The 17,247-nt window shown below is 66.9% G+C and carries 20 protein-coding genes; 11 read left to right on the plus strand and 9 right to left on the minus strand.

What is annotated here, in order from left to right:
- The 6 genes from WDLP6_RS23070 to WDLP6_RS35390 all read left to right on the plus strand — a co-directional run bounded on the left by WDLP6_RS23070 (window position 1) and on the right by WDLP6_RS35390 (window position 3,971).
- Window positions 1-777 (plus strand): SDR family NAD(P)-dependent oxidoreductase, encoded by a 777-nt coding sequence (locus WDLP6_RS23070; RefSeq protein ID WP_162569440.1) that lies wholly within the window; start codon window positions 1-3, stop codon window positions 775-777.
- A 20-nt stretch (window positions 778-797) separates the two neighbouring features.
- Window positions 798-1,766: a Bug family tripartite tricarboxylate transporter substrate binding protein gene (locus WDLP6_RS23075; protein WP_162594229.1), complete on the plus strand. Its 969-nt coding sequence runs from the start codon at window positions 798-800 to the stop codon at window positions 1,764-1,766.
- Between the two features lie 7 nt (window positions 1,767-1,773).
- Window positions 1,774-2,238, plus strand: a complete 465-nt coding sequence (locus WDLP6_RS23080; protein ID WP_162594230.1) for a MaoC family dehydratase — start codon at window positions 1,774-1,776, stop codon at window positions 2,236-2,238.
- A gap of 20 nt (window positions 2,239-2,258) precedes the next feature.
- Window positions 2,259-3,017 carry an SDR family NAD(P)-dependent oxidoreductase gene (locus WDLP6_RS23085; protein WP_162569443.1) on the plus strand — a complete coding sequence of 253 codons (759 nt, stop codon included), beginning with the start codon at window positions 2,259-2,261 and terminating at the stop codon, window positions 3,015-3,017.
- Between the two features lie 176 nt (window positions 3,018-3,193).
- Window positions 3,194-3,577, plus strand: a complete 384-nt coding sequence (locus WDLP6_RS23090) for a hypothetical protein (RefSeq protein ID WP_162594231.1) — start codon at window positions 3,194-3,196, stop codon at window positions 3,575-3,577.
- A 268-nt stretch (window positions 3,578-3,845) separates the two neighbouring features.
- Window positions 3,846-3,971, plus strand: coding sequence for a hypothetical protein (locus WDLP6_RS35390; protein WP_269475587.1), 126 nt, complete (start codon window positions 3,846-3,848; stop codon window positions 3,969-3,971).
- A gap of 231 nt (window positions 3,972-4,202) precedes the next feature.
- Here WDLP6_RS35390 and WDLP6_RS23095 read toward each other — a convergent pair whose 3' ends face one another.
- From WDLP6_RS23095 to ruvB, 4 genes are all read right to left on the minus strand, one after another.
- On the minus strand, window positions 4,203-4,424 hold the full coding sequence (locus tag WDLP6_RS23095) for a hypothetical protein (RefSeq protein WP_232077239.1): 222 nt from the start codon (window positions 4,422-4,424) through the stop codon (window positions 4,203-4,205).
- A 179-nt stretch (window positions 4,425-4,603) separates the two neighbouring features.
- A complete protein-coding gene (locus tag WDLP6_RS23100; protein WP_162594233.1) occupies window positions 4,604-5,785 on the minus strand; it encodes a glycosyltransferase in 1,182 nt (393 codons plus the stop codon).
- Complete coding sequence (locus WDLP6_RS23105) at window positions 5,782-6,663, minus strand: UDP-2,3-diacylglucosamine diphosphatase (RefSeq protein ID WP_162594234.1); 882 nt, start codon at window positions 6,661-6,663, stop codon at window positions 5,782-5,784. The genes WDLP6_RS23100 and WDLP6_RS23105 overlap by 4 nt, the downstream gene beginning before the upstream one ends.
- A 190-nt stretch (window positions 6,664-6,853) precedes the next feature.
- A complete protein-coding gene (gene ruvB, locus WDLP6_RS23110) occupies window positions 6,854-7,906 on the minus strand; it encodes a Holliday junction branch migration DNA helicase RuvB (RefSeq protein ID WP_162594235.1) in 1,053 nt (350 codons plus the stop codon).
- A gap of 95 nt (window positions 7,907-8,001) precedes the next feature.
- Between ruvB and WDLP6_RS23115 the strand changes: the two genes are divergently transcribed.
- Window positions 8,002-8,433: a hypothetical protein gene (locus WDLP6_RS23115; protein ID WP_162594236.1), complete on the plus strand. Its 432-nt coding sequence runs from the start codon at window positions 8,002-8,004 to the stop codon at window positions 8,431-8,433.
- 9 nt (window positions 8,434-8,442) lie between these two features.
- Here WDLP6_RS23115 and ruvA read toward each other — a convergent pair whose 3' ends face one another.
- A complete protein-coding gene (gene ruvA / locus WDLP6_RS23120; protein ID WP_162569450.1) occupies window positions 8,443-9,015 on the minus strand; it encodes a Holliday junction branch migration protein RuvA in 573 nt (190 codons plus the stop codon).
- A gap of 32 nt (window positions 9,016-9,047) precedes the next feature.
- Between ruvA and WDLP6_RS23125 the strand changes: the two genes are divergently transcribed.
- Window positions 9,048-9,995 carry a PhoH family protein gene (locus tag WDLP6_RS23125; protein WP_162569451.1) on the plus strand — a complete coding sequence of 316 codons (948 nt, stop codon included), beginning with the start codon at window positions 9,048-9,050 and terminating at the stop codon, window positions 9,993-9,995.
- Between the two features lies 1 nt (window position 9,996).
- Entirely contained in the window at window positions 9,997-10,449 is a 453-nt protein-coding gene (gene ybeY, locus WDLP6_RS23130) for an rRNA maturation RNase YbeY (RefSeq protein WP_162594237.1), read from the plus strand.
- A 26-nt stretch (window positions 10,450-10,475) separates the two neighbouring features.
- Here ybeY and dtd read toward each other — a convergent pair whose 3' ends face one another.
- From dtd to tyrS, 3 genes are read right to left on the minus strand one after another with little or no spacing between them, the layout of a single operon-like run.
- The gene (dtd, locus tag WDLP6_RS23135; RefSeq protein WP_162594238.1) at window positions 10,476-10,913 is read right to left on the minus strand and encodes a D-aminoacyl-tRNA deacylase; all 438 of its coding nucleotides are present in this window, start codon (window positions 10,911-10,913) and stop codon (window positions 10,476-10,478) included.
- On the minus strand, window positions 10,910-11,851 hold the full coding sequence (locus tag WDLP6_RS23140; RefSeq protein ID WP_162594239.1) for a cation diffusion facilitator family transporter: 942 nt from the start codon (window positions 11,849-11,851) through the stop codon (window positions 10,910-10,912). Before WDLP6_RS23140 ends, dtd begins: the two co-directional genes overlap by 4 nt.
- 15 nt (window positions 11,852-11,866) lie before the next feature.
- A complete protein-coding gene (gene tyrS, locus WDLP6_RS23145) occupies window positions 11,867-13,099 on the minus strand; it encodes a tyrosine--tRNA ligase (protein ID WP_162594240.1) in 1,233 nt (410 codons plus the stop codon).
- A gap of 163 nt (window positions 13,100-13,262) precedes the next feature.
- Between tyrS and WDLP6_RS23150 the strand changes: the two genes are divergently transcribed.
- On the plus strand, window positions 13,263-14,612 hold the full coding sequence (locus WDLP6_RS23150) for a M23 family metallopeptidase (protein ID WP_162595220.1): 1,350 nt from the start codon (window positions 13,263-13,265) through the stop codon (window positions 14,610-14,612).
- Window positions 14,613-14,642: 30 nt separating this feature from the next.
- Window positions 14,643-15,755, plus strand: coding sequence for an anhydro-N-acetylmuramic acid kinase (locus WDLP6_RS23155; protein WP_162594241.1), 1,113 nt, complete (start codon window positions 14,643-14,645; stop codon window positions 15,753-15,755).
- A gap of 23 nt (window positions 15,756-15,778) precedes the next feature.
- Here the strand turns inward: WDLP6_RS23155 and mdtD are convergent, their stop codons facing one another.
- Window positions 15,779-17,197: a multidrug transporter subunit MdtD gene (gene mdtD, locus WDLP6_RS23160; RefSeq protein WP_162594242.1), complete on the minus strand. Its 1,419-nt coding sequence runs from the start codon at window positions 17,195-17,197 to the stop codon at window positions 15,779-15,781.
- Between the last annotated feature and the right edge of the window lie 50 nt (window positions 17,198-17,247).

Here is a 17,247-nt window from a genome sequence, read left to right on the forward strand (position 1 = left end):
ATGCGATTCTCGAACAAGACAGCCCTCGTGACCGGCGGCGGGGGCGGCATCGGCGGTGCGACCTGCCGCCTGCTGGCCCGCGAGGGCGCCAAGGTCATGGTCACCGATCTGGTTGCCGAGGGAGGACGCCGAACCGTCGAGGACATCCGGGCGGCAGGCGGGGAGGCTGAATTCGTTGCCGGCAACATCACCGATTTCGGCTCTGCCAACGACGTGGCGAACGCGACCCGCGAGCGCTTCGGCCGCATCGACCTGCTGGTCAACGTGGCCGGCGGCGCTGCGGGTCCGGTGATCAAGACCGGCCACCAGAGCTTTGCCCAGTCGGGCCCGGAGCGCTGGCACGAAATGATCGATCTCAACCTGGTCGGCACCCTCAACGTGACGCGGGCCGTGGTCAACACCATGATCGAACAGGGCAGCGGAAGCATCGTCAACGTGGCGTCGATCGCGGGCGTGATCGGCGGTCCGAACCTCACCGACTATTCGGCGGCCAAGGGCGGCGTGATCGCGTTCACCAAGGCATTGGCGAAGGAACTCGCGCCCAGCGGCATCCGCGTCAACAGCATCGCGCCCGGCGTCGTCGGCACCGACCGGATCCACGGCCTGCCGCAGGAAGTGCGCGATGCCTACCTGGTCGGGATTCGTCTGGGCCGCTTCGCCAAGGCCGAGGAAATGGCCACCGTGATCCTGTTCCTCGCCTCGCCCGACGCGAGCTATGTGACCGGCCAGAACATCAACGTGGACGGCGGCTGGAGCATGGGGCCGTCGAATTTCTGAGTGACCCAGGAGACAAGCAGATGGTGACGAGACGAACCCTGGTGAAGAGCGCCCTTGCCTTCACGACATGGCGCGGTGTCGCGCAGGCTCAGCAGCCGTGGCCGGCACGGCCGATCCGGTTGATCTGCCCGCTCAGCGCGGGCGGACCCACGGACGCGCTGGCGCGCCAGGTCGCCAAGCAGCTCGGCACCAGCCTCGGACAATCGCTGGTGGTGGAAAACGTGTTGGGCGCGGCCGGCCAGGTCGGCCTCGATCAGCTGCGCAGGTCGCCCGCCGACGGCTACACCATCGGCATCAGCGCCAACACCATCCAGGCCATCGCGCCGCATCTGCGCAAGCTGCCTTACGACACGATCAAGGATTTCACGGCGCTCGGAGGCCTGGCCGGTTTTCCCTACGCGCTGATGGTCAGCGCCAAGTCACCGATCAATTCGGTGCAGGATCTGGTGGCACGCGCGAAGGCCGAGCCGGGCAAGCTGGTCGCGGGCTCCGCCGGGGTCGGCACCGGCACCGAATTGACGATCGCGATGCTCGCGCAGCATGCCGGCCTCAGCTTCAACCAGGTGAACTACAAGGGATCGGCCCCGGTGACGCAGGATCTTCTGGCCGGCAACATCGACTTCACCATGGACGTGATCAGCAGCACGGTACCGATGTGGAAGCAGGGCATGGTGAAGGTGCTGGCGACCACCGGCGCCAAGCGCCACAAGGTGATCAAGGACGCCCCGGCCATGAACGAGATTTATCCAGGCTTCGAGTTCTCGGCCTGGTTCGCGATGTATGGGCCCGCCGATCTGCCGGCCGCGGTGACCCACCGCATCTCCGACGAGTTGCTCGCGATCCAGAAGACGCAGGAATTCCAGGCCTTCATCGAGAACCGTGGCCTGGATGCCATGCCGGCCTCGGCCGAACAGTTGGCCAAGTCGACCCGCGACGAGTTCGCGAAATGGGGCGAGCTGATCGCCAAGATGCCCAAGCGCGAGTCGTAGACCCGCCATGCCCCAACGCGTATTCGAGAACGTCGCGGCGCTTGCCGCTGCTGCAGGCGAGGAACTGGGCGTGAGCGACTGGTTCGGCCTGGATCAGGGCCGCATCGACGGCTTCGCCGGCGTCACCAAGGACGACTTCTGGCTGCACACCGATCCGGAGCGCGCCGCGCGCGAATCCCCGCACGGAAAGACCCTGGTGCACGGCATGCTGACCTTGTCGTTGATGGCGCACCTGGCGCGGCGGATCTGGAGGCTCGACACCATGGCATCCGGCGTCAACTACGGCTACGACAAGGTGCGATTCATCGCACCGGTGCACCCGGGCGACAGGGTGCGCCTGCGCCGCACCCTGCTGGCCGTCGAACACACCGAGCACGGCTGCAAATTGCGTTTCAAGGACGTGATGGAGATCGAGGGTCGCGACAAGCCGGCCTGCATCGCCGAAAACATCAGCATCTACCAGGCCGCCTGAGCGCGCACCCGAGGAATCTCATGAATGCATTCGATCTGAAGGGCAAGGTGGCGATCGTCACCGGCTCCAGCCGCGGCATCGGCCGGTCCATCGCGGAGCATCTGGCCGCGGCAGGCGCCCGTGTCGTCATCACGAGCCGCACGGCCGAGGCCTGCGAGAAAGTGGCCGGATCCATCCGTGCCAACGGCGGCGTGGCGCTCGCGCTGCCGGCGAGCATCTCACGCAAGCCGGAGCTGGAAGAGATGGTGCGCCGCACCCTCGCCGAGTGGGGCCGCGTCGACATCCTGGTGGCCAACGCAGCGACCAATCCTTACTACGGGCCCACTGCGTCGGCAAGCGACGAAGTCTTCGACAAAGTCATGCACAACAACGTGCAGTCGAACCTGTGGCTGGCCAACCTGGTACTTCCCGACATGGCGCAGCGGCGCGACGGCGCGGTGATCTTCATCGGCTCGATCGGCGGCTATCGCGGCCGCGCCGCACTGGGCCTCTATGGCATGTCCAAGGCCGCCGAGATGCAGATGGCGCGCTGCCTCGCGCTCGAATGGGGCCGCCACAACATCCGCATCAATTGCATCGCGCCCGGCCTGATCCGAACCGACTTCTCGCGAGCGATCTGGGAGAACCCCAAGCTGCTGAGCGAGCGCGAGCAAATGCTCCCGCTGGGCCGCATCGGCGAGCCCGAGGACATCGCAGGCATCGCCCTGATGCTGGCGAGCCGCGCCGGTGCCTTCATCACCGGCCAGGTCATCACCGCCGACGGCGGCGAGACCGCCTGATTGTCTTTTTCGGGGCTTCTCGGCAGGCTTTGGCACGGCCGGCGCAGGCATCCCGGTACTTCTTCACGGAACACCGTTTCCCCTCACAGAGGCAAGTGAGAACTTAGGTCTTATGTAACTAAAATTGGTTACATGAAACAAGGTCCTCACAATGAAACCGACACCAATTTCGGTTGGTGGACGGACAAGCCCGAGCGTCCGGCCCGGCCATCGAATTCGCCCTGGAGAAACCCCGTTCCTTCGCGGCGTGGCTCAAGCGTCTGGTGGAAATCGGGGTTGATCATCGGACTCATGTTCGCATTCGGATGGTCGCTCAAATCGCTCGCCGGATGGTGATGGCGCTGCAGCCGCGGGGAACCCCCTCCCGCCACAGCTCGACCTTCATATCCCGGGAGGTTCGCGTGTGCTGGATCAAGGGCCTGGCGGCCCATGGCACGCAGATGGGCGGCCTGTGGCATCCCGACACGCCGAAAAACCGCACCAAGCTGACGGCGATCATGCAGGTCGGCAACGAGATTTTCGGCCGCGGCACCCACTGGCTCGAAGAGCGCCAGGCCTGAACCTCACGCACCGCAACGCCCGCCGGCTGCGTTCCTGCGGGCGACGCACATGAGCGACAGCGCGCTGCGCTTCGCATCGGGATGACGGCCTGAAAGCACATTGCCCAGCCGGTATTTCCACTCGGCTTTTCCAGGCTCTCCAGCCGGGGCCTCCGCGCCGATCTCATGGTGGCGGGGGCATTGGTCAGCCATCGTTCAGCATGAAGAAGGCACAGTCCGCGCGTGTTCTGCACGCAGATGTGCAGGGCCTGCCCAGAAAGTCGATTCCTTGAAAAAAACCAAAGGCGAACTCGCCCTCAGCCGATCCGTCGCACGACGCGTGGTCGCGCTCACCCTGATCGTGGCCGGGATCGGCATCCTGTTGTCCGGCATCGACGCTGCGTTCTTCCACTAGCGCAGCGGCACTCCGGCGACAGCTGCGCCGATTCAGTCAGTTGCTGCTGGCTGAAAGCTTCTACAAGAGCCTCCTGTCCCGGAGGCTCCCATGCGTAAAACGACTCGGGTTCGATTCGGCGAAACTGGCGAAGCGCTTGCCGATATCGCACTGCTCGCCACCATCATCGTGACCGCTTCGCTTCTGGTCTTTCCGCCCTGGTAGATCGCCTCGGGCGAAAGACGGACTCGGTCAGTGGCGCCGCTGAACAGCTCCAGCGACACCCGCCCACGGCTGCGACGCCTGGAAGGATCCGAGTTTTTCGTCTGCCGGCAGGGTTTCGATCGACAGGTCGATCGATTCGCCGGCTGCGCGCGGATCGGCGGCATCGCCGCTGGCCCGTTGCGGGATGCGGCGCACCAGACGGCGGTGCTCGAGCATCGAGATCAGATATTTGACGCGCGCTGTGCCCATGTAAGGGAATCTCATGCTTGTCTCCGTCTGGGTGTGGATGCCGGCGCGCACGGCACATCGCAGTGTGAAGGCGCGGGCTGACCGACTTGCCGAGCCGGACACGATAGCCCAAGCCGCGGCCGTTGACCAGCAACGAGATGTGACTTCGGCGCTCAGATGTGGCGCTCCGCCCATCGCCGTCAACGGTGAATCCCGACGGCGCCCTGGACGGCCTCGCCTTGCGGCATGTCGGCCCGCGCAAGGATGCCGTTCAGGATCGTCGGCACCTCGAAGACCGCGCGGTTTCGCATGCGGCCTGCCGCAGACCGGAAGCGGTCGAGGTGGCGGGTCATTTCGTTCACTGCGCGATCCACCTCGACAAAGCTCGAACAGACCAGCCCGACGCCCTGCTCGCGCACCCACTGCGCGTTGTATCGCTCCTGAGGCAGGGTCCAGCGGTTGCGCACCACGAGCACCGGCAATCCCATCTGCACCGCTTCGCTGAGGCTGCCCGGGCCGGGCTTGCCGATGAAGAAATCGGCCAGTTGCATATAGCGCGCGACGTCGGACGTGAATCCGAGCACCAGCTTCGGCGCGCGCGACGGCAGGGCGCGCAACGGCCGGGCCAATGCTTCGTTGTGGCCGCAGACCAGGATGAGCTGGGTGTCGGCCAGGCGCTTCGCGATCCCGAGCATCGCCTTCGAGCCTTGCCCGCCGAACAGCACCAGCGCCGTCGGACGATCGGGGTCGAGCTTCAGGCGCCGCCGCTCGGCCGCGCGGTCGATCGGCTGGGTCTCGTAGAACGCCGAGCGGATCAGCATGCCCGATGTCGCATGGATGCGATCCTCCGCACAACCGGCCGCGCGCGCCTGCTGCACGGCCTTGGCCGAACCGCAAACCAGATGCTGGCCCAGCCCCGGTTCGATCCAGAAGTTCGGCGGATGGTCGGCCAGGTCGGTCAGCACCGTCACGAAAGGCACGCCCGGAAGCGCCGAGGCCAGCGATTCGCACAGCACGCGGTTGAAGTTCGGAATCAGCGACACCACGAGATCCGGCTCGCTTCTCAGCCAATGCTGCTGGAGCTGGCGCGCGAGCGCTGCGTGGCCCCAGCGGATCATCCCCTGGAGCAGCTTGAGTTCCTGTGCCAGCCCGAGGGTCCAGCCGCGCGCGAGCCGCTTGTTGTAGACATCCTCGGGATCCATGCCGGTGAGCTTGCGAAAGCTGTCCCTGGGGTCGAGCACCTCGCGCAGGTTGATCAGCCTGACTTTCCAGGGCAGACCCTGACGCCGGATGGCCGACTCGAGCGCCAGCGCGGAGGCCCGATGGCCGCCGCCGGCGTTGAAGTACACGAGGTCGACGGTGCGGTCCGGCGCAACGCTCATGCTTTCGCCAACTCGCGCCGCGAAGCACCGCGACCCGATCGCGTGGCGACGGGCATGTGTTGGGCCCAATGCAGGATCTCGAGCGATCCGTCGGCCCGTTCGGCCAGCGCCGTCAGGCTCTCGACCCAGTCGCCGTCGTTGGCGTAGAGGATGCCGTCGATATCGCGCAGCTCGGCATGATGGATGTGGCCGCACACCACGCCCTGCACGCCGCGTTTGCGCGCTTCCCGCGCCACGGCATGCTCGAAGTCGCCGACGTAGCTCACCGCGCGCTTGACCTTCAGCTTCAGGTACTTGGACAGCGACCAATAGGGCAGGCCCATGCGCGCGCGCAGCGAGTTGAGATGCCGGTTCAGCTTGAGCGTGAATTCGTAGAGCGAGTCGCCCACGTGGGCCAGCCACTTGGCGCACTGGATCACGCCGTCGAACAGATCGCCGTGCATGACCCACAGCTTGCGGCCGTCCGCCGTTTCGTGGATCCACTCGTCGGCGACGTCGATGCCGCCGAAGTTGTGATGCAGGTACTTGCGGGCGAACTCGTCGTGGTTGCCCGGGATGAAGATCACCCGCGTGCCCTTGCGGGCCTTGCGCAGCAGCTTCTGGATGACGTCGTTGTGCGCCTGCGGCCAGTACCAGTTGCGGCGCAGTTGCCAGCCGTCGACGATGTCGCCGACCAGGAACAGCGTCTCGCACTCGGTGTGCTTCAGGAAGTCGAGCAGCGCGCGTGTCTGGCAACCCGGCGTGCCCAGGTGCAGATCCGAGATCCAGAGCGTGCGGTAGTGCTGCGGCGGCCGCGTGGCTTCATCGTCGTCGGACGCGCCGGAATCCAGGCCGCCCGAGTCGCGCCATGCACGAAGAAAAGCGTCGTCGCGTTGCATGGGTTGTCATGGTCGCAAGCACGAATGACGTCGCGGTGGCAACGCGGTGAAGCTTCAATGACCAACGACACGCTAAATGACGCGTTCCCCTTCGCGAAACACCGCGGATCCGGCTCTGCCGGTCCGCCGGTGTTGCCCCCGGTAGGGGGTTGGCGAAGCGACACGAAGTGCGCGAAGCCTGGGGGCGAGCTCAGTTAAACATGTCGCCATCGCGCTGCGGCGGCGCGACACCCAGATGGCGGTACGCGGCCAGCGTGGCGATGCGACCGCGCGGTGTGCGCTGCAGATAGCCCTGCTGGATCAGGTAGGGCTCGATCACGTCCTCGATGGTTCCCGATTCCTCGCCGATGCTGGCCGCGATGTTGTCCAGCCCGACCGGCCCGCCGTCGAAGCGGTGGATCACGGCTTCGAGCAGCTTGCGGTCCATCAGGTCGAAGCCCTGCGGGTCGACGTCGAGCATCGCCAGCGCCTTGTGCGCAACCTCTTCGGTGATGCGTCCGTCGCTCTTCACCTGCGCATAGTCCCGCACGCGCCGCAGCAGCCGGTTGGCGATGCGGGGCGTTCCGCGCGAGCGTCGCGCGATCTCGAAACCGCCGGCCGCGTCCGTCGGCACCGCCAGCAGTCCGGCACTGCGGTGCACGATGCGCGCCAGCTCTTCGGGCGTGTAGAACTCGAGCCGCGCGACGATGCCGAAACGGTCGCGCAACGGATTGGTCAGCATGCCGGCGCGCGTGGTGGCGCCGACCAGCGTGAAGGGCTGGAGATCGAGCTTGATGCTGCGCGCGGCCGGGCCTTCGCCGATCATGATGTCGATCTGGTAGTCCTCGAGCGCGGGGTAGAGGATTTCCTCGACCACCGGCGACAGGCGATGGATCTCGTCGATGAAGAGCACGTCATTGCGCTCGAGGTTGGTGAGCAGCGCGGCGAGGTCCTTCGGCTTCTCGAGCACCGGGCCCGAGGTCTGGCGCAGGTTCACGCCGAGCTCGGCCGCGATGATGTGCGACAGCGTGGTCTTGCCCAGCCCCGGCGGCCCGAACAGCAGCACGTGGTCGAGCGCCTCGCCGCGCTGGCGGGCGGCGCCGATGAAGATCTCGAGCTGCTCGCGCACCTTGGCCTGGCCGACGTATTCGTCGAGCAGCTTGGGGCGCAGCGCCCGCTCGATCGCTTCCTCGTTGGGCGAGGCAGGCGCGGCGGACACCACGCGTTGCGGGGCCGGTGCGAAGTCGTCGGTCTGGATGGTCATGGCAGGTCGGGCTGAGCGCGCAGTTTAGTCGGCTGGGCGGCCTCGGCCGGCGCCGCCGCGCGCGCTGGCAGAATGCTGCGCCGAGAAAGAATCCCATGAGCGAGAACGACCGGGCACTCTGTGCCGCCGCTGCGAGCCTGTTGCGCGCCAGCGCCGTGATGGCGGCCTGCGGCCTGGGCCTGAGCTGCGTGTCCCTGCTCGTGCTGGCGCTGACCGCGCGTTCGCTGCCGGCGATCTCGTGCATGGGCTTCGGCGCGACGATCGTCATCGGCGTCTTCGAGCGCTACCTCGCAGCGCGGCTGCGCTTCGACGGCGGGCTGCTCGAGAGCCTGGCCACCGGCACCATCACGTCGATGCCTGCGCTGGACAGCGCCACGCACCGCCTCGGCCTGCGCTTCACGTCCAATGCCTCTCGCACGCTCGAAGAGCGCGTGCAGGATGCGCGTCAGCTGATCCAGCGCCACGGCATCGTGATCGCATGCCAGGGTGCGATGTTCCTGCTCGCGCTGCTCACGCAGGACCTCTGACGCGCAGGTTCACTTGGCCAGCGCGCGCAGCGCCAGCTTGATCCCCTCGCCCACCGGCACGTCCTTCGGCAGCGCCTTGAGCGAGGCGGCGGCCTCCTTGTCGCTGTAGCCGAGCGCGATCAGCGCCTGCAGGATGTCGGCCTGCGCATCGGTGGCGGCGTGCGCGGGCAGCGGAAGCTCGGCACCCAGCTTGCCCTTGAGTTCGAGCAGGAGGCGTTCGGCGGTCTTCTTCCCGATGCCGGGAATCTTCACCAGCCGCCCCGCTTCCTGCAGCGTGATGGCCTGTGCGAGTTCACCCACGCTCATGCCGCTGAGCACGCCCAGTGCGGTGCGCGGCCCGACGCCCGAGATCTTGATCAGCTGGCGAAAAGCTGCGCGCTCCGCGGCAGTACCGAAGCCATAGAGGATCTGCGCATCCTCGCGCACCACGAAGTGCGTGAGCAGCGAAACGCGCTCGCCGCTCGCCGGCAGGTTGTAGAAAGTGCTCATCGGCACGTCGACCTCGTAGCCAACGCCATGGCAGTCCACCACCACCTGCGGCGGATTGCGTTCGGCCAGGATGCCGGTGAGTTTGCCTATCATGGGTGCCCTTCTCGCTCTTGAATGAAATCCGCGTGATTCTGCGACACACCTTCGCCCCACCCAACAACACGCGCCTCGGCCACCTCTGCGGGCCGCTCGATGCGCACCTGCGGCGCATCGAGGAAGCGCTCAACGTCAAGATCGCGCATCGGCACGAGCAGTTCAAGATCGACGGCCCCAAGGTCAATGCGCAGCGCGCGATGGAGGTGCTGCAAGCGCTCTACGAAATTGCGCAGCGGCCGATCGATGCCGCGGTCGTCCAGCTCACGCTGGCAGGCGACGGCGCGATGGACGAAGCGCCCGACGGCGCCATCACGCTCGCCACGCGCCGCACCGACCTGCGCGCGCGCACGCCCAATCAGAGCGTCTACCTGCACAACATCGCGAACCACGACATCACTGTCGGCATCGGCCCGGCCGGCACCGGCAAGACCTACCTCGCCGTCGCCTGCGCGGTCGACGCGCTGGAGCGCAGTGCGGTGCAGCGCATCGTGCTGACGCGGCCCGCGGTCGAAGCCGGCGAGCGGCTCGGCTTCCTGCCCGGCGACCTCACGCAGAAGGTCGACCCGTATCTGCGGCCGCTCTACGACGCGCTGTACGACCTCATGGGCTTCGACCGGGTGCAGAAGGCCTTCGAACGCAACGCCCTCGAGATCGCGCCGCTGGCCTTCATGCGCGGGCGCACGCTCAACAACGCCTTCGTGATCCTCGACGAGGCCCAGAACACCACGCCCGAACAAATGAAGATGTTCCTCACGCGCATCGGCTTCGGCGCCAAGGCCGTGGTGACGGGCGACGTGAGCCAGATCGACCTGCCCAAGACGCAGTTGAGCGGGCTGGTCGATGCCGAACGGGTGCTGCGGCGCGTCAACGGCATCGCGATCACGCATTTCACCAGTGCCGACGTGGTGCGGCATCCGCTGGTGGCGCGCATCGTCGACGCCTACGACAACGCCCGCAAGCGCACCGCAAGGCATTGACATGGCACTCGCCGTTCTTTCGCTGTCGCTGCAGTTCGCGCGCTTCAAGGGCGTGGACCGCCACCGCGCCGCATTGCCGCGGCACAGCGTCGCACGCTGGGTCCGCCACGCGCTTGACCGCGATGGGGAGATCACCGTGCGCATCGTCGATGCCGAAGAAGGCCAGCGGCTCAACCGCGAGTTCCGCGGCAAGGACTACGCGACCAACGTGCTGACCTTCGACTATGCGCAGGAGCCCGTGGTGATGGCGGACCTGGTGCTGTGCGCGCCCGTGGTGGCGAGCGAGGCCAGGGCGCAGCGCAAGACATTGGCGGCGCACTACGCGCACCTGCTGGTGCACGGCACGCTCCATGCGCAAGGCTGGGACCACGAGACCGGCGAGGAAGACGCCGAGGCGATGGAAGCGCGCGAGATCGAGATCCTCGCCGGACTCGGGATCGCGAACCCTTATTGAACGGCGCGTGAGCGGCGCGCCAGCCGCTACATCTGCAGCGGGATGGTGACCGGGCCGTCGTTCACCAGGTGCACCTGCATGTCGGCGCCGAACTCGCCGGTGGCCACCACCGGATGCGCGGCCTTCGCCAGCGCGACGAAATGATCGTAGAGCCGCCGCCCTTCGTCAGGCGGCGCCGCCTGCGTGAAGCTCGGGCGGTTGCCGCCGCTCACGTCGGCAGCCAGCGTGAACTGGCTCACCACGAGCAATCCGCCGCCGATGTCCTGCACGCTGCGGTTCATCTTGCCAGCGTCGTCCGAGAAGATGCGCAGCTTCAGGATCTTCGCCAGAAGCCGCTCGGCCACCGCATCGGCGTCGCCGCGCTCCGCGCAAAGCAGCACGAGCAGGCCGGCCTCGATGGCGCCGACGGTGCGGCCGGCGATGTCGACGCGCGCCGAAGCCACCCGCTGCAGCAGCGCCTTCACGGCGCGTCCTCGCGTTGCGTGGCGCGGGCTTCCATGCCGAGCGGCAGCAGCTGGATGGTCACGCGCAGGCCGGGCACGGCATCCATCAGAGCCTGCTCGACCGCATCGCGCAAGCCGGCCGCGCGCTGCAGCGACCAGTCGCCGGGCACATGCATGTGCAGGTCGGCAAAGCGGCGCTGGCCGGCACGGCGGGTGACGATGTCGTCGAAACGCAGCTGCGGCCCTTCGGGCACCCTGGCCAGGAATCGATCCAGCGTGGCTTGCAGCAGTGCCAGCGTTTGCGGATCGAGCGCCGCGTCCATCAGCCCCTGCGACGAGCGCCAGACCAGCTTCGCGCCTTCGCGCACGATGTTCAGCGCGATGCCGATCGCGAGCACCGGATCGAGCCAGAGCCAGCCGGTCAGGGCGACCGCCACGATGCCGACCACGACCGCGGCAGAGGTCCAGACGTCGGTGACCAGATGGCGCGCGTCCGCTTCGAGGGCGATGGAGCGATGGCTTCGCGCGGCCCGGAAGAGCACAACGGCCAGGGCGGCATTGAAGCCCGAGCTGACGATCGACAGCGCCAGCCCCCAGCCGAGTTGCTCAAGCGGCTGGGGCGACAGCAGCCGCACCACGGCCGCCCCGAGGATGGCGATGGCCGCGGCGATGATCAGGATGCCTTCGAAGCCCGACGAAAAGTACTCGGCCTTGTGGTGGCCGTAGGGGTGGTCCGTGTCGGGCGGCCGCGCGGCGATCGTGACCATCGCCAGCCCGAAGGTGGCGCTGGCCAGATTCACGAAGGATTCCATGGCATCCGAGATCAGGCCCATGGAGTTCGTCACGTAGCCGGCCCAGCCCTTGAGCGCGATCGTGACCAGCGCGACCGCGATGGACACCCGCAGCAGCGCCGAAGGACTCCATGCGCCGCGTGGCGAGGGGCGATCGGCAGCGGACACGGGCGGCGCCGCGGCTCAGCTCAGATGGACACGCGCGAACTTGCGCTTGCCGACCTGTACGACGTAGCTGCCGGCGGACAGCTTGAGCGCCTTGTCGCTGACCACGCCCGAATCGATGCGCACGCCGCCGCCTTCGATCAGGCGGTTGCCTTCCGAGGTCGAGGGCGCAAGCCCGGCCTGCTTGAGCAACTGCGCAATGCCCAGCGGCGCACCTGACAGCGTGAGCTCGGGGATTTCGTCGGGCACGCCACCCTTGCTGCGGTTGATGAAGTCCTGCTCGGCTGCGTCGGCGGCGGCGGCGCTGTGAAAGCGCGCAGTGATTTCCTTGGCGAGCGCGACCTTGGCGTCCTTCGGATTGCGGCCGGCCTCGACTTCGGCCTTGAGTGCCTCGATCTCTGCCAGTGACTTGAAGCTCAGCAACAGGTACCAGCGCCACATCAGCATGTCGGAAATCGACAGCACCTTGGCGAACATGGTGTTCGGATCCTCGCTGATGCCGATGTAGTTGTTCTTGCTCTTGGACATCTTCTCGACGCCATCGAGCCCTTCCAGCAGCGGCATGGTGAGTATGCACTGCGGTTCTTGGCCATATTCCTGTTGCAGATGGCGCCCCACCAGCAGATTGAACTTCTGGTCGGTCCCGCCCAGTTCGAGATCGGACTTCAGCGCCACCGAGTCGTAGCCCTGCATCAGCGGATAGAGGAATTCGTGGACCGAGATCGACTGGCCGGCCTTGAAGCGCTTGCTGAAGTCGTCGCGCTCCATCATCCGCGCCACGGTGTATTTGGCCGCGAGCTGGATCATCCCGCGTGCACCGAGCGGGTCGCTCCATTCGGAGTTGTAGCGGATCTCGGTCTTCGAGGGGTCGAGCACCAGGCTGGCCTGCCGGTAGTAGGTCTGGGCGTTGGCCTCGATCTGCTCGCGCGTCAAGGGTGGCCGGGTGCTGTTGCGGCCGGACGGGTCGCCGATGGTGGTCGTGAAGTCGCCGATCAGGAAGATCACGGTATGCCCGAGATCCTGCAGCTGGCGCATCTTGTTGAGCACCACCGTATGGCCGACGTGGATGTCGGGCGCCGTGGGATCGAGGCCCAGCTTGATCCGCAGCGGCGTCCCGGTCGCCTCAGAGCGCTGCAGCTTGCGCACCCACTCGTCCTGGGGCAGCAGTTCGTCGGTCCCACGGAGTGAAATTTCGAGAGCTCGTCCTACAGCGTCGGACAGACTTGTGGATGTAACAAAATCGGGGTTCATTGGCTTTTCTGGCTGTTTTCTCTATGGCCGAAGCTATACTCAGCCCGACTTTCAAGCGTCGAATTCTAAGCGGCGCTTTTTTCCGCACCGCCCTGCCGCCCGTTCGACACGGCCCCTCGCAGCGCGGATTTGCAGAACCTGAGCTGGAATTCGAAGTTTGAGTCTGATCAACGGCATTCTTGTCGCGGAGGAGCTATTTGCTTCTCGCGTGGCCTACACGTTCCGAACGTACCCCAGGCAAATCACCGCGGTGATCGCCTCGTTGCTGTTGACGGCCGGCGGCGGCGCGTTCGCCGTCGCCTCGCTCGGACCGGATGCGGCCAAGCTGCCCGTCAAACAGGTTTTCGAGGCCGTGACGCCGTTGCCTGTCGCCGATCAGATGGAGGCACTCGACAACCACAACTTCACGCTGTTCCGTACGGAAAGCACGCGTTCGAGCGACACGGCCGAAGCGCTCCTCGGCCGGCTCGGAATCGCCGACCCGGCGGCGGCGGCTTTCGTGCGCGCCAATTCCGACGCCCGTGCCGCCTTGCTCAGCCGCCCGGGCCGCACCGTGACGGCGGAAGCCACGCAAGAGAACACCCTGCTGAAGCTCAGCGCGCGCTGGATTCCCGATGGCGACGGCAACTTCAAGCGCCTCATCGTCGAAAAGGCCGGCGCCGGTTTCAGGGTGCGCAGCGAAACCGACGCGCTGACGCCCGGCACCCGCCTGGCGAGCGGCGTGGTGCGCAGCTCGCTCTTCGCAGCCACCGACGACGCCGGCATTCCCGATGCGGTGGCGGGCCAACTGGCCGACATCTTCTCCGGCGACGTCGACTTCCGCACCTTGCGCAAGGGCGATCGCTTCGCGGTCGTCTATGAAACCTTCGATGCCGACGGCCAGTCGCTGCGCACCGGCCGCGTGCTGTCCGCCGAGTTCGAGACCAACGGCAAGCTGCACCAGGCGCTGTGGTTCCAGGAATCCGGCCAGAAAGGCAGCTATTACCGCCCCAACGGCGACAGCCTGCGCCATGCCTACCTGAGTTCACCCGTCGAGTTCTCGCGGGTGTCGAGCGGCTTCGCGATGCGCCTGCATCCGATCCTCAACACCTGGCGCCAGCACCACGGCATCGACTTCGCGGCGCCCACGGGCACGCCGGTGCGCGCCGTGGGAGACGGCTCAGTGGAATTCGCCGGCACGCAGAACGGCTACGGCAACATCGTGATCCTCAAGCACGGCCACAACCAGGAAACCGCGTATGCGCACCTGAGCCGCATCGACGTCAAGGTCGGCCAGAGCATCGCGCAGGGCCAGACCCTGGGCGCGGTCGGCATGACCGGCTGGGCGACCGGCCCGCACCTTCATTTCGAATTCCGCGTGAACGGCGAATACGAAGACCCGGCCACCATCGCGCAACAGGATGGCGGCACGCCGATCGCGGCGGCCTCGCGGCCTGCGTTCGAGCGCATGGCGGTCGCGACGCGCGCGGAGTTGTCCGCCGCATTCTCCGTGGTCCAGGCCAGCGCGGACTGAACGCCGGCCTGAACTTCTTCGACCCCGCAGATGGCTGACCTCTTCATCGGCCTGATGTCCGGCACCTCGCTGGATGGCGTCGATGGCGTGCTGGCGGATCTCTCGGGCGATCGGATCGATGTCCAGGGGCATGCCGCAGCACCCTTTCCCGTCGGCCTGCGCGCCGAACTGATGGCGCTCAACGCACTGGGCGGCGACAACGAACTGCACCGTGCCGCCCTGGCCGGCAACGGGCTCGCGCGGGTCTATGCCGACGTGGTGGCGCAATTGCTCGCCGAGACCGGCACGAGCGCCAAGGCGGTCGTGGCGATCGGTGCGCACGGCCAGACCGTGCGACACCGTCCCGGCGAATTCGACGACGTCGGCTACACCCTGCAGATCAACAATCCGTCGCTGATCGCCGAGCTCACCGGCATCGAAGTGGTGGCCGATTTCCGCAGCCGCGACCTTGCTGCGGGCGGCCAGGGTGCACCACTGGTCCCCGGCTTTCATCGGGCGCTGTTCGGACGCGACGACCAGGCCGTCGCCGTGCTCAACATCGGCGGCATCTCGAACCTGAGCCTGCTTCCGGCCGGCCGTGGCACCGTCCGCGGCTTCGACTGCGGCCCCGGCAATGCGCTGCTCGACCACTGGTGCCAGAGCCACATCGGCAAGCCCTTCGATACGTCGGGCGAGTGGGCAGCCAGCGGCCGCGTGCTGCCTGAACTGCTGTCGCGTCTGCTGGCCGAAACCTACTTCGCCAAGTCACCGCCCAAGAGCACGGGCCGCGATCTCTTCAATCCCGACTGGCTGGCCGCGCATCTGGGAACCTCGAAAGCCAACCCGGCCGACGTGCAGGCGACATTGGCCGAACTCACCGCCACCATCTGCGCCACCGACCTGCAACGCCACGGCGCCGACAGCCAGGTGCTGATCGTCTGCGGCGGCGGCGCGCTGAACGACCACCTGCTCGCCCGCCTGCAGGCCCTGCTTCCCGCGCTGCAAGTGATCTCGTCCGCGGAGCGCGGCCTGCCGCCCCAGCAGGTCGAGGCCGCCGCGTTCGCCTGGCTGGCGCGCAGCACGGTGCGGCGAGAGGCGGGCAATCTCGCCAGCGTCACGGGCGCGCGCGGCGCGCGGGTGCTGGGCGCGATCTATCCCGCCTGATTTCCCCACCGCGCCTCAGCGCCTCAGCCCTGCCCCGACACCTCCGGTTGCCCCGGCGGGACGGCGCGCGCCTCCGGCGGAAGATGCCAGAAGATCAATGCAGAGGCCAGGGTGACCAGTCCCATGCTCGCGAATGTCGCCTGGAACGCATGCAGGGTCGCGACCGGCGTTGCGCTGCCGAAGATGTCGGCATAGCCGGCCAGGACGGCGCTGGCGGCGGCCACGCCGAGGCTCATCGCCAGCATCTGCACCATCGATAGAAGGCTGTTGCCGCTGCTTGCCATGCTTTCGTCCAGGTCCTTGAGCGTGATCGTGTTCATGGCGGTGAACTGCAAGGAATTGAACGCGCCGAAAGCAATCAGCTGGACAAAATGAAAGGCCACATGCTGGCCGGGGGCCATCAGGCCGAAACTCGCCATCGACAAACCCACCAGAGAGGTGTTGGCGACCAGCACCCTGCGGTAGCCGTAGCGCATGATCAGCGGCGTCGTGAGGCGCTTCATCGCCATGCCCGCCAGCGCGATCGGCAGCATCGTGAGCCCGGCCCGCAGCGGCGTGTAGCCCAGGGACACCTGCAGCAGCAGTGGGACCAGGAATGGCATGCACCCGCTGCCCAGCCGGGAGAACAGATTTCCCAGCAGGCCGATGCTGAGCGTCGGGATCCCGAACAGCGAAGGCTCGAACAACGGATCGGGACGGCGCATCGCATGCAGCCAGTACGCCGTGATGCTCGCGAAGCCGAAGACCAGCAGCACCAGCACGCCGACCTGCCGCAGTCCCAGTTCGGACACGCCGTCGAGCGAGAGCGAGATCGCCACCATGCCGAAAGCCAGCATGGCATAACCCGCACCGTCGAAGCGCCGCTGGAAGGCCCCGCGCAGATCGGGCATCACCTTGAGCGTCGCGATACAGCCCGCCAGACCCACCGGCACATTGATCAGGAAGATCCAGTGCCAGGACGCGTACTGCACCAGCCACCCGCCCAGGGTCGGGCCGAGCAGCGGGCCGATCAGGCCCGGGATCGCGACGAAGCTCATCGCCGAGAGAAATTCCACGCGCGGCACGGTGCGCAGCAGCGCCAGCCTGCCAACCGGCAGCAGCAGTGCCCCGCCCATCCCCTGGACCACCCGCGCCGCCACCAGTTGCCCGATATTGCGCGACATGGCACACAGCACCGACCCGAGCACGAACAACACGATGGCCGAGAAGAAAATCCGTCGCGTGCCGAAGCGATCGGCGATCCATCCCGATGCGGGGATCAGCATCGCCATCGTGAGCGCATAGGCCACCACGACCGACTGCATGCGCAGCGGGCTTTCGCCCAGGCTGGCCGCCATGGCGGGCAGCGCCGTGTTGATGATGGTGGCGTCCAGCGTCTGCATGAAGAAGCCGACGGCGACGAGCCACAACAGGCTTTTGCGCGGGGAACTCGAGGTGTTCATGGAAAGAGCGACGGGCAGCAAAAAGCCGCCCGAAGGCGGCTTCCTGGCAA

It is taken from the genome of Variovorax sp. PBL-E5 (assembly GCF_901827185.1).
Taxonomy (GTDB): domain Bacteria; phylum Pseudomonadota; class Gammaproteobacteria; order Burkholderiales; family Burkholderiaceae_C; genus Variovorax.

Coding starts and splice junctions, on each gene's coding strand:
- WDLP6_RS23070 (WP_162569440.1), top strand. CDS start 1: ATGCGATTCTCGAACAAGACAGCCCTCGTGACCGGCGGCGGGGGCGGC.
- WDLP6_RS23075 (WP_162594229.1), top strand. CDS start 798: ATGGTGACGAGACGAACCCTGGTGAAGAGCGCCCTTGCCTTCACGACA.
- WDLP6_RS23080 (WP_162594230.1), top strand. CDS start 1,774: ATGCCCCAACGCGTATTCGAGAACGTCGCGGCGCTTGCCGCTGCTGCA.
- WDLP6_RS23085 (WP_162569443.1), top strand. CDS start 2,259: ATGAATGCATTCGATCTGAAGGGCAAGGTGGCGATCGTCACCGGCTCC.
- WDLP6_RS23095 (WP_232077239.1), bottom strand. CDS start 4,424: ATGGGCACAGCGCGCGTCAAATATCTGATCTCGATGCTCGAGCACCGC.
- WDLP6_RS23100 (WP_162594233.1), bottom strand. CDS start 5,785: ATGAGCGTTGCGCCGGACCGCACCGTCGACCTCGTGTACTTCAACGCC.
- WDLP6_RS23105 (WP_162594234.1), bottom strand. CDS start 6,663: ATGCAACGCGACGACGCTTTTCTTCGTGCATGGCGCGACTCGGGCGGC.
- ruvB (WP_162594235.1), bottom strand. CDS start 7,906: ATGACCATCCAGACCGACGACTTCGCACCGGCCCCGCAACGCGTGGTG.
- WDLP6_RS23115 (WP_162594236.1), top strand. CDS start 8,002: ATGAGCGAGAACGACCGGGCACTCTGTGCCGCCGCTGCGAGCCTGTTG.
- ruvA (WP_162569450.1), bottom strand. CDS start 9,015: ATGATAGGCAAACTCACCGGCATCCTGGCCGAACGCAATCCGCCGCAG.
- ybeY (WP_162594237.1), top strand. CDS start 9,997: ATGGCACTCGCCGTTCTTTCGCTGTCGCTGCAGTTCGCGCGCTTCAAG.
- tyrS (WP_162594240.1), bottom strand. CDS start 13,099: ATGAACCCCGATTTTGTTACATCCACAAGTCTGTCCGACGCTGTAGGA.
- WDLP6_RS23155 (WP_162594241.1), top strand. CDS start 14,643: ATGGCTGACCTCTTCATCGGCCTGATGTCCGGCACCTCGCTGGATGGC.
- mdtD (WP_162594242.1), bottom strand. CDS start 17,197: ATGAACACCTCGAGTTCCCCGCGCAAAAGCCTGTTGTGGCTCGTCGCC.